A 10,989-nucleotide genomic window follows, 5' to 3' on the forward strand; every position below is an offset into this window, starting at 1 on the left:
AAGTAGTAAACCGGTGCATCAATCCGGTAGTTACAGAAGTCTTCGGTGGAGCGGTAGTTCAGTCGGTTAGAATACCTGCCTGTCACGCAGGGGGTCGCGGGTTCGAGTCCCGTCCGTTCCGCCACTTTTATATCTCAGGGTGTTTTTATACATCTTGATTATTAAGAAAACCGTATCGCTATTATAGTGATACGGTTTTTTTTTCGTCTGAAGTTGTCTCCCAGAATGCCGGGGTATCCGGTGCAAAATGGCCCATGAAATGGCCTACGCAGCTGGAGGATAAATACCGTAGGCCATTAATGAGTTTATGGTTGAAAAAGTGATTCTGGAACAGCATATTACATCATTCCCGTCGCTCACTATTGACGACAACTGAGGAGTGAACCATAACCATTAGTCGCCGCCTGCGTACTGCCATTGCAGTACAAAAAGCAAAATCCACCGATAAAGATTATGACCTGCCCGACGGGCAAGGTCTGACGCTTTCTGTCCGTACTTCCGGTAAAAAAATCTGGCGTTTTCGCTATCAACGTCCCAAATCCACCGCCCGTATTAATATTACTTTAGGATATTATCCGGCCATGACGCTGGCGGGCCGCCCGTCTTCTTCAGGATGAATATCTTAATTTGCTGGCTCGGGGCATTGACCCGAAAATGCTGAAGCAGGAAGCAAAAGAACAGAAGCAGTGAGGTGATGGTGTATGCAGTACACTCAGGTCTGATGGATTCGAATCCTGCTTCAAAGATGGGTAAAGTTTTTGAGAAGCCGATAAAGCTGCACATGGCAACCATCCGCCCCGAGGGATAGCTGGAACTGATGCATCGTGTATAAAACACGAAGCTGGTCATGATAGCTCGTTACCTGCTGAAATGGCAGTTGCTGACGTCCCGGTGAGGCCGTGTTAGCCCACGCTGCCTATAACCTTTCCCTGTATCTGGCACAACGGGTTGAGGTGATGGACTAGTGTTCAGCAGAGCCGCGCAGAGTGCAATACTGTAACGGCATCATTTATGATTTGAAAGGCAGGTGGTGAGCGAAGCCGCCTGCTTTTTATTTGTATTATTTCAGACTTAAGCTGACAGTGACTGGTTATTGTCACAGGTGTCATGCAGATTATTTTTGCCATGCAATGATATTTCCCCTTCCTCCATATATTGTTGACACCTATTAATCTTTTAGCCCAACAATCCTCTGGGTGTTCTTTATTTCCAGCGATAGCATAGCTCTACGCCTACTCAACCACATTCGTCCGAAAACTCTCCACTTACATTATCTTTCAATGCCGACACCGACTTCACCGAATTGGCCGATTACGGCGAACGCCTAGCCGATGCGCTAATAAAAAGCCATCATTGAGGAGAAAGGCGGGTGCTTTATTACCGCCTTGCCGATTGGCTGAATCTGTTACATTCCACATGACCTGCCCCCAGTATTAGATACAACCGTCAGTTAGTAATGTCGGTTTGTTTACCTTCACATTTTCCATTCCTCCACCGTACTGCAAACTCTAATGGCGTCTGATAATTCAGTGCTGAATGTGGACGACACTCGTTATAATCCTGCCGCTAATCATTAACGATTTTCCTGGCGTGAACGATACCGCTGAACCAGTGCTTATTCAGATATTCATCGCGAAATCGTCCGTTAAAACGCTCAATAAATCCGTTCTATGTTGACTTGCCCGGCTGGATTAGGCGCAAGAAACGGCTTCCTGCTTCTGGTCTGTCATCAGTACTTTCGCCCAAAGCCACCTGAAGCGCCCCCTTATCCAGCATGGCTTTGGCAAGCAGGGCGTTCTCTTCCTCAAGCAACTTTAGGCGCTTAACTTCTGGCACCTCCATACCGCCATACTTCTTAAGCCAGGTGTAAAAGGTGGCGTCGGAAATGGCGTGCTTACGGCAAAACTCCCTGGCAGAAACCCCTGCTTCAGCCTCGCGGAGGATACTGGATGATTTGTTCGTCGGAAAAACGCTTCTTCATGGGAATGTCCTCATGTGGCTTATGAATACATTACTAACATCGCGGTGCTTTAATCAATGGGGAGCAGGTCAATATGATAAAAGAACAAAGAAAGTTAAAGGTTATCAATATATTCCCTCGGGTGTTTTTTATTTTATAATATTTGCATCGTGAATGATTTTGGTTTTTAAATTTAATCAGAAAGGAATGCGTGATCAATTAAAGTATTGGGGTGTGGTGCTTATGACATCAAAGTGAAATGACATGCTGAGAGTGATGAATGGTTTGTAGAATTCACCAAACTAATAAATAATGTGAGTACTTTTTATAAATTAGTAACGGTGTTAATTGTTAACATTTAACTGTAAATTCTATAGATACATTTTTATAATCAATTCGTATCAATGATATATCAATTGAAAGTATTGCTTAGGCTGTAATGGGTTGTTAAGCGATTGAGTATGGATAATAATCAATAGGTAATACTGTATGTTATGTTGATGGGTGATAAGTTAAATGAGATATTTAAATAAATTTATTTCTTATTGTATCTTAATGTCTTTGTTTTGTTGTGACTGATCTGTCTAAACATGAGGTACATATGCCTATGCGAGTTATGGAATAATTTTAATTGATGGTGTAATTAAGGGGGTTATGGCTTATGAACTGAATTGGAGATTCGATATCTAAAGTGTGATCAAGGTCATTATATTTTGGAGCTTGCTGATTACTAATATACTGAGTTGGTTTCAACTTATTTGTTTTGTGAATTTTATATTTCAAACTATTGATGCTTGTTATTGGTCCGAAAACCTACACCAAAACAGTCGGTGTTTTATGAACAATGAAAAGTATTATAGTGAGCAATTTATAACGATGAGCAAGGAGTTCTCTGATGTCAGATTCATTCCAGAATGAAGTGCCCAAAGCACGCGTTAATTTAACGCTTGATCTTCATACCGGCGGGGCCAGGAAGAAAGTAGAACTCCCCCTAAAACTGGTTGTTATGGGGGACTACAGTAATGGCAAGGAACAATGCCCGCTGTCTGAACGTGAAAAAATTAATATCAATAACAATAATTTCAACAGTGTACTGGCTGATATCAATCCTGTTGTTAATCTCTGTGTCGAAAATACGGTGGCAGGAAAGGGAAATAAGGACGATCTTACCCTCTCTTTCGGCAGCATGGCTGATTTTGAACCCGAGCAGGTTGCCCGTCAGATACCTCAGCTTCGTGCAATGCTGGCAATGCGTAATTTATTACGCGATCTCAAATCTAATCTTCTGGATAACGCCACCTTCCGCAAAGAACTCGAAATTATCCTTAAAGACCCTTCCCTGAGCGAAGCCCTGCGCGGCGAATTGTCTGCACTGGCCCCTCAGGCCTGAAAACTTACTGATGATTAACGAGAGATTATGCTGATGACAGTTAAAACTGAACAGACCCACGGCAGCCAGACGACCGTGCTGGAACGCCCTGAAACAGGCGGTATCTATTCTTCCCTGTTTGAAAAAATTAACCTGACACCCGTCTCAGAATTCGGTGATATCACTGCTTTTCAAGACAGCCAGGTATTATCCGATGTCTCGACCGGTGAGCGCCTGACAGCTGCTATGCAGGTATTTCTGGAGCGCCTTAAACATTCCGGTCAGCCAGTTGATAAGCTCGATAAAGTCCTGCTCGATGGTCACATCGCCGAACTTGACCACCAGATTAGCCGCCAGCTTGATGTGGTAATGCATCATCCAGATTTTCAGAAAGTAGAGTCACTCTGGCGGGGTCTGGATTTCCTGGTTAAACGTACTGATTTTCGCCGGAATACAAAAATTGAGCTACTGGATATCTCCAAGGATGATTTGAGACAGGATTTTGAAGATTGTCCGGAAATCATTCAAAGCGGCCTGTATCGGCACACGTATATTGAAGAATATGACACTCCCGGTGGCGAACCCATTGCTTCAATGATTTCCAACTATGAATTTGATGCTACTGCGCAAGATATCACCCTGCTGCGTAATATCTCGAAAGTGGCGGCTTCAGCCCATATGCCTTTTATTGGCTCAGTAGGCCCCGAGTTCTTTCTCAAAGACTCTATGGAAGAAGTGGCTGCCATTAAAGATATCGGCAACTACTTTGAACGTGCGGAATACATTAAGTGGAAAGCCTTCCGCGAGTCTGATGATTCCCGTTATATCGGTCTGACAATGCCGCGTGTTCTGGCTCGCCTGCCGTATGGGCCGGATACTTTGCCCGTGCGTAGCTTCAATTATGTCGAAGAAGTGAAGGGCGACGACCATGACAAATATCTCTGGACGAATGCCTCCTTTGCCTTCGCTGCCAACATGGTGAAAAGTTTCGTTAAGAATGGTTGGTGCGTCCAGATCCGTGGTCCGCAGGCAGGTGGAGCCGTCCCTGATTTGCCGATCCATTTGTACGATCTCGGCACCGGCAATCAGGTGAAAATTCCTTCAGAGATAATGATCCCGGAAACACGAGAATTTGAATTCTCTAATCTGGGCTTTATTCCCCTGTCCTACTACAAAAACCGTGATTATGCCTGTTTCTTCTCGGCGAACTCCACCCAGCGTCCTGCGCAGTTTGATACACCGGATGCCACCGCGAACAGCCGCATTAATACCCGTTTACCTTATGTGTTCCTGCTGTCCCGTATTGCGCATTATCTGAAGATTCTGCAGCGTGAAAATATCGGCACGACGAAAGATCGCCGCCTGCTGGAACTGGAGTTGAATAACTGGGTGCGTAGTCTGGTGACGGAAATGACCGATCCGGGTGATGACTTACAGGCTTCTCATCCGCTGCGTGATGCCCGGGTGGCGGTGGAAGATATTGAGGACAATCCAGGCTTCTTCCGGGTGCGTCTTTATGCCATTCCGCACTTCCAGGTTGAAGGGATGGACGTCAATCTGTCGCTGGTTTCGCAAATGCCGAAAGGCAAATCGTAACCGGAGCCTGTGATGATCATTGAACGTCCACTGTGGGCGCGGGGGATGATGATGTCCCCGCAGCAGTTTCAGCAGCAGGCTTCTTTTGAAGCCTGGAGCCGCGAATGTATTGCTGGTATGGGCGTGATGCATCCCTGGGGGGTATTGCGGACCGATATGGATCCCGATGCCCTTCGCCAGGGGCGTGTGAAAGCGCGTCATCTGAGTGTCCGTTTTCAGGATGGGACGCTTATCGATACGGATTGCGCCGATCCGTTGCCGTTGACACTGGAGCTGGCGGATCTCATTCCCGCGAATGTTAACAGTGTGGTGGTGATGCTGGCACTGCCTCAGCTCTACCCGAATGGGGGGAACTGCCTGCAGCCCGAAGAGATCGCTGAACGCCCGGTACGTTATAGACAGCGCTGGCGTGATATCTGTAATGCCTTCGGGGACGATACCCGGCAGGTTGCCGTGATGCATCACGAACTTACGTTGCGCCTCAATACTCAACAGAACAGCGACTATCAGGTCTGTCCTCTGGTGAGATTAGTGCGGGACACGCAGGGTAACTGGGCCCAGGATGGAGAGTTTATCGCGCCATTGCTGAGTCTGCACGCCAGCCCCGGATTGTGTGAACAGTTGGAGCTGATGATGGCGCAGTTGCGTGCGCGGATCAGTCGCCTTATGGGGATGCGCCGCGAGAGTAACGAGCGCATGGCTGATTTTGCTGTTGCGGATGTATCCCTGTTCTGGCTGCTGAATGCCCTGAACGGGGCTGAACCGGTGCTGGGGAATTTTCAGCGTTACCGGCAGGTACATCCTGAAAGGCTGTATCAGGAACTGGCTCGGCTCGCAGGTCATCTCCTGACGTTTTCGCTGGCTCATGAAATTACCGCCATTCCCGTCTACCAGCATGGCGATCTGTCAGGTGTTTTTCCACCGTTATTTACCCTGCTCAATGAGCTGCTAGAGGCCAGTTTACCGTCGAGGGTGGTGGCGATTGCTCTGGAGCACGATCCTCGCCTTAACCGTTGGCTGGCGCACTTGCACGATCCACGGTTGCGGGATAGTGAAGGCATGGATCTCTATCTGTCGGTACGCTCGCCGCTGCCAGCTGCACAGCTTCAGACGCAGTTTCCGCAGTTGTGCAAAATCGGCAGTCCGGATGATGTGAATAATGTGGTGAATGTGGCGATGTATGGTGTGCCGCTGCGCCCGTTGAGCCACGTTCCTGCGGCGATTCCCCTTCGGCTGGAAAATCAGTATTTCTCACTCGATCTTACCCATACGGCGGCTATTCCGATGCTGGCGGCGGGCAGTTGCGTCTTTTACGTTCCCGGGACACTCGGAGAGCTTCAGCTTGAACTGTTTGCGGTACTGAGAACATGAGTGAAATAAAGATCTTCCCACACCAGCCCTGTGATATCGATCAACTCTTACAGAACACCTGGTTACAGGTAGTCAGCCTGCGCCATGGGGTGAGTTTTCAGCAAGGAGAGGGGCGAAAATACTGGCAGCGTTGTGTCGCGGATATTGAAACCGTTCAGCGCGTGCTAAAAGCGGCGGATCACAGTGAGCAAAGCTGTCAGCACATTCTATATACCCAGTGCGCGGTGCTGGATGAAACCGTTAAAGGGCGGGATCAGGAAGATGATGCCTATGTTCAGTGGTGTAATTCACCGCTACAGACGCATTTTTTCGGCACGCTGGAGGCCGGTAATCAGCTTTACGAGCGGATACGTCAGGTATTGCGTGAGCCAGCGCCAGACATCTCAGTGCTGATCTGCTTTCATCGTGCATTGATGCTGGGTTTTCTCGGGGGTTATGCGTCATCGTCGGTGCCGGAGCGCGAACAGCTGGTTGCGCAACTCAGCGAGCGGGTGCCCGCGTTTGATTTCAGTCAGACGCGGCCCATACTGGCACCGGCACCGGGCCGCCATATTGTCCGTCGGTGGCTCAGCCACTGGCCGGTACGACTGTGGCTCTCAACTGTGGTCGTCGCGCTACTGTGGTGGGGGCTGGACCGTTGGCTTGAAGGTCTGTTACCCGCCCTGTTGCCTGGAGTGATTCGATGAGTCTTGCCTGGCATCGTGGCTTATGGCTATGGGGGACACTGCTGGCAAGTGTACTCACTCTGGTGTTTTTACCTTTTACGGTACTGACCCGTGGCATGGTGTTGTTCGTCATTCTTCTGATTTGCGTTTTTGGGATGATCCGCAGCCATCGCCGCCCGGATGCTGCGGTCGCAGAGCGCCTGCTGACCGGACTCCCACCCGTGACATACCGTCAACCGGTGATACTGGTTTGTGGTGATGCGCTGGAAGAGATGTTCGGCGGGGGACTGGTTCAACAGACTGCACAGGGCTGCTGGCTGAAAGTGGGGGCGTCGCTCACACTGCGGGATTTTACCCGGCAACTTTTATGGCTACGTCCCGAATGGGCAAGCCAACTGGCGGTTATGGTCGTCGTGAATCCCCAGCAACAGACGGATCAAGCCGCATTATCAGCCTGGTTGTATGAGCGTCGCTGGCAGGTCAGCCGCCTGCGCCGTACGCTGAGACGTCAGGTGCCGCTGTTGCTGGTCAGCCGGGTGGCCGCACAACCGGTGGTTACTGCGTTGTGGCAGGCGGCATTGCCGGGCGACACCATGAAAGTCTGGCTGCCAGAACGGGCGCCGTGCCCGGTTCCTGTTTGGATTTCACAAGGAGAAGAGGCAACACAGGAAGCTTGTCTGCAACAGCAGGTCATCATCAATACGCTGGCCGATTGGGTCCATACCGACGTTCTTCCCGCGCTCGCGGGTGACAGCGCGGATATCCCGTCAGTCTCACCCTGTGCCATTGCGCTTTATCAGTCGGCTTCACTGGAGAATGACTCAGAAGGTTCGCTGTGGCTTCAGCATCTACAGGCCAGAACGTCGCTGGGGCAGGTCCAGGGCTGGCAGCCTGACAGGCAATCAGCTCCGCCAACGTCGCTGTTTCCGGATTTTCTGTTGCCCTTTTTGCCCAGCGGCTCAGGGATTACTCCGCGTTCGCGAGCGCTGTCGCAGGGTGTTCTGTTTTTTGCGCTGACGGTGATGGTGGCGCTTTGCAGCAGCGGCTGGCAGAACCGCCAGCTACTGCATCGTCTGGCATTCGATATTCAGCATTATTACCGCATCGCGATGACGGACTTTGCCCCGAAAGCAAAGGCCGTGGCGGTGCTGCGACAGGATGCAGCTCAGCTGGATGAATGGTTTCGCAGCGGTGAGCCGCTGAGACTCGGGCTGGGTCTCTATCAGGGAGAGCGTCTGCGCCAGCCTATCCTTGCTGCCATCAGCACCTATATTCCGCCGGCTGAACCCGCACCTGACCTGGCCCCGCAGACCGTGCGGCTGGACAGCCTGGCGCTGTTTGACGTTGGGAAATCAGAGCTCAAGTCAGGTTCGACGAAAGTGCTGGTTAACGCGCTCGTCAATATTAAAGCTCGTCCCGGCTGGCTCATTATGGTTGCCGGTCATACCGACGATACCGGCGATGATCTCGCTAACCAGCAGCTTTCACTGAAACGTGCCGACGCCGTGCGCGACTGGATGCTGCAAACCAGTGATGTGTCCCCGACCTGTTTTGCCGTTCAGGGTTATGGCGAGAGTCGTCCAATTAAAAGCAACGACACTGCAGAAGGCCGTGCGGCCAATCGCCGTGTCGAAATCAGCCTTGTGCCTCAGGCAGATGCCTGTCAGGCACAGGGCGTATCAAAAACCTCATCGGCTAAGGATGAGGGGTTAACTCAGAAAATGGAGAAGTAACATGGCAATTCCAGTCTATTTATGGCTGACAGACGACGGCGGCGCACGTATCAAGGGTTCCGTTGATGTGAAAGACCGTGAAGGCAGCATCGAAGTGGTAGCACAGGATCACAACCTGTACATCCCGACCGATAACAACACCGGCAAACTGACCGGCACGCGTATTCATACGCCGTTCCTGTTCACCAAAGAGATCGACAGTTCAAGTCCGTATCTCTACAAAGCGGTGACCACCGGCCAGACCCTGAGAACTGCTGAGTTCAAATGGTACCGCATTAATGACGCAGGCCAGGAGGTGGAGTATTTCAACACCAAACTGGAGAACGTCAAGCTGGTGAAAGTTGCACCAAAAATGCATGACATCAAAGATCCAGCGATGGAGAAACACAACCATCTGGAAATGATCGAACTGCGTTACGAAAAAATCACCTGGACCTACAAAGACGGCAACATCATTCATTCCGATTCCTGGAACGAACGTACGACCGCTTAATTTACCCGTCATATTTCGCGCCGCAGATGCGTTGGCTGCGTTCGCTCACCCCGGTCACATAGTTACCTATGCTCCAGGGGATTCGAGAACTTGCCGCCTTCCTGCGACACGAACTATTTAGGGTAAATGCTTTTGTGCGGACAGGGTTTCCTGTCCGCAGTTTTCCTGAGCACCTGCGAGTCGGGTGCTAAGTAAAAACACAATCTGCCTGCCAGACCTGATGCGCTTTGGGTTCCTTGTGAAAAGGGAAAGCGAAGGGCGGTAGCGTGTCCGGAAAAAAGAAGAGAGAAAAATGGAAAACTCAGCCGTCCTGTTACGTCGCCTTAACCCTTACTGCGCCCGCGCGCTGGAAGGCGCCGCCTCCCTGTGCCAGACCCGCGCCCACGCCGAAATCCTGCCCGAACACTGGCTGCTGAAACTGCTGGAGCAGGGGGAAGGCGATCTCACGGTGCTGGCGCGCCGCTACGAGTGGGATATGGACGGCATGTGGCAGGCGCTGCTGGGCTGGCTGGATACGCTTCCGCGCTCCGTACGCAGCCGCCCGACGCTCTCTGACTCTCTCAACACGCTGCTGAAACAGGCCTGGATGGCCGCCTCTTTGCAGGGCGAAGAGCAGATCCGCAGCCAGCATCTGCTGATCGCCTTGACGGAAAGCCCGAAACTGATCCGCTGCGACGGCCTGTGGCCGCTGCTGACCCTCGGCCAGAGTCAGCTCGAACGCCTGCGTCCGCTGCTGGACGCCCAGTCTGACGAACGTGCGGAAGCGCAGCAGGAAGAAGAGCTGGCGCAGACGCATGGTGGCGAAGTAGAGTTTGTCGGGCGTCCGGTGGGCGCGGAAGTGAAAGAGGGCGAACTGTCGCCTGCGCTCCAGAATGCGCTGGATAAATTCACCCTCGACGTCACCGCCAAAGCGAAAGAGGGCAAAATCGACCCGGTGTTTGGTCGCGATACGGAGATCCGCCAGATGGTGGACATTCTCTCCCGCCGTCGTAAAAACAACCCGATCCTGGTCGGCGAGCCGGGCGTAGGGAAAACCGCGCTGGTGGAAGGGCTGGCGCTGCGCATTGCTGAAGGCAATGTCCCGGAGTCGCTCAAACCAGTCATTCTGCGCACCCTCGATCTCGGCCTGCTCCAGGCGGGCGCGGGTGTGAAAGGTGAATTCGAACAGCGCCTGAAAAATGTCATCGATGCCGTGCAGCAGTCCCCAGTGCCGATTTTATTGTTCATCGACGAAGCCCACACCATCATCGGCGCGGGCAACCAGGCGGGTGGCGCGGATGCCGCCAACCTGCTGAAACCAGCATTAGCGCGTGGCGAACTGCGTACCATCGCCGCCACCACCTGGTCTGAGTACAAACAGTATTTCGAGCGCGACGCCGCGCTGGAGCGCCGCTTCCAGATGGTGAAAGTGGACGAGCCGGACGACGACACCGCCTGCCTGATGCTCAGAGGCCTCAAATCCCGCTATGCCGAACACCACAACGTCCACATCAATGATGACGCCGTTCGCGCGGCGGTCACGCTCTCCCGTCGCTACCTGACGGGTCGCCAACTGCCGGACAAAGCCGTCGATCTGCTCGACACCGCCGCCGCCCGCGTGCGCATGAGTCTCGACACCGTGCCGGAGCCGCTGACCCGCATCCGCGCGCAGCTCACCTCGCTGGCGATGGAGAAACAGGCGCTGCTGGAAGACCTGGCGGTGGGGCACTCCACGCACGGCGAGCGTCTGGCGGCGATAGAAGCCGAAGAGGTGAGTCTGATTGTCGAACTGGACGAACTGGAAACCCAGTACGGCCAGGAGC

Annotated in this window: 9 protein-coding genes, 1 tRNA gene and 1 pseudogene; 9 read left to right on the forward strand and 2 right to left on the reverse strand. The window is 52.1% G+C overall.

Annotation, left to right across the window (positions count from 1 at the left end):
- Positions 1-47 precede the first annotated feature (47 nt).
- Both QQF33_RS03055 and QQF33_RS03060 read left to right on the forward strand, forming a co-directional pair.
- Positions 48-124, forward strand: a tRNA-Asp gene (locus QQF33_RS03055).
- Positions 125-458: 334 nt separating this feature from the next.
- Entirely contained in the window at positions 459-617 is a 159-nt protein-coding gene (locus QQF33_RS03060; protein WP_285143702.1) for an integrase arm-type DNA-binding domain-containing protein, read from the forward strand.
- Here the strand turns inward: QQF33_RS03060 and QQF33_RS03065 are convergent.
- Positions 559-849, reverse strand: a complete 291-nt coding sequence (locus QQF33_RS03065) for a hypothetical protein (RefSeq protein WP_285143693.1) — start codon at positions 847-849, stop codon at positions 559-561. The genes QQF33_RS03060 and QQF33_RS03065 overlap by 59 nt on opposite strands.
- A 597-nt stretch (positions 850-1,446) precedes the next feature.
- Positions 1,447-1,981, reverse strand: a pseudogene (locus QQF33_RS03070) (integrase core domain-containing protein).
- An 874-nt stretch (positions 1,982-2,855) separates the two neighbouring features.
- Between QQF33_RS03070 and tssB the strand changes: the two are divergent.
- The 7 genes from tssB to QQF33_RS03105 all read left to right on the forward strand — a co-directional run.
- Positions 2,856-3,350: a type VI secretion system contractile sheath small subunit gene (gene tssB, locus QQF33_RS03075; RefSeq protein WP_285143694.1), complete on the forward strand. Its 495-nt coding sequence runs from the start codon at positions 2,856-2,858 to the stop codon at positions 3,348-3,350.
- A gap of 27 nt (positions 3,351-3,377) precedes the next feature.
- Positions 3,378-4,925 (forward strand): type VI secretion system contractile sheath large subunit, encoded by a 1,548-nt coding sequence (gene tssC, locus QQF33_RS03080; protein ID WP_285143695.1) that lies wholly within the window; start codon positions 3,378-3,380, stop codon positions 4,923-4,925.
- Between the two features lie 12 nt (positions 4,926-4,937).
- The gene (tssK, locus tag QQF33_RS03085; RefSeq protein ID WP_285143696.1) at positions 4,938-6,296 is read left to right on the forward strand and encodes a type VI secretion system baseplate subunit TssK; all 1,359 of its coding nucleotides are present in this window, start codon (positions 4,938-4,940) and stop codon (positions 6,294-6,296) included.
- Positions 6,293-6,982: a type VI secretion system protein TssL, short form gene (gene tssL / locus QQF33_RS03090; RefSeq protein WP_285143697.1), complete on the forward strand. Its 690-nt coding sequence runs from the start codon at positions 6,293-6,295 to the stop codon at positions 6,980-6,982. The genes tssK and tssL overlap by 4 nt, the downstream gene beginning before the upstream one ends.
- Positions 6,979-8,694, forward strand: a complete 1,716-nt coding sequence (locus QQF33_RS03095; protein ID WP_285143698.1) for an OmpA family protein — start codon at positions 6,979-6,981, stop codon at positions 8,692-8,694. Before tssL ends, QQF33_RS03095 begins: the two co-directional genes overlap by 4 nt.
- 1 nt (position 8,695) lies before the next feature.
- A complete protein-coding gene (locus tag QQF33_RS03100; protein ID WP_285143699.1) occupies positions 8,696-9,187 on the forward strand; it encodes an Hcp family type VI secretion system effector in 492 nt (163 codons plus the stop codon).
- Positions 9,188-9,479: 292 nt separating this feature from the next.
- Positions 9,480-10,989, forward strand: a 1,510-nt coding sequence (locus tag QQF33_RS03105; protein WP_285157347.1) for an AAA family ATPase, incomplete at its 3' end; no start/stop codon positions are given.

The sequence above is a fragment of the Lelliottia wanjuensis genome (assembly GCF_030238365.1).
GTDB lineage: Bacteria > Pseudomonadota > Gammaproteobacteria > Enterobacterales > Enterobacteriaceae > Enterobacter > Enterobacter wanjuensis.

What these genes read in the sequence shown, in the direction of transcription:
- QQF33_RS03065 (WP_285143693.1), bottom strand. Translation starts at nt 849, where the DNA reads ATGACCAGCTTCGTGTTTTATACACGATGCATCAGTTCCAGCTATCCC.
- tssB (WP_285143694.1), top strand. Translation starts at nt 2,856, where the DNA reads ATGTCAGATTCATTCCAGAATGAAGTGCCCAAAGCACGCGTTAATTTA.
- tssL (WP_285143697.1), top strand. Translation starts at nt 6,293, where the DNA reads ATGAGTGAAATAAAGATCTTCCCACACCAGCCCTGTGATATCGATCAA.
- tssC (WP_285143695.1), top strand. Translation starts at nt 3,378, where the DNA reads ATGCTGATGACAGTTAAAACTGAACAGACCCACGGCAGCCAGACGACC.
- tssK (WP_285143696.1), top strand. Translation starts at nt 4,938, where the DNA reads ATGATCATTGAACGTCCACTGTGGGCGCGGGGGATGATGATGTCCCCG.
- QQF33_RS03100 (WP_285143699.1), top strand. Translation starts at nt 8,696, where the DNA reads ATGGCAATTCCAGTCTATTTATGGCTGACAGACGACGGCGGCGCACGT.
- QQF33_RS03095 (WP_285143698.1), top strand. Translation starts at nt 6,979, where the DNA reads ATGAGTCTTGCCTGGCATCGTGGCTTATGGCTATGGGGGACACTGCTG.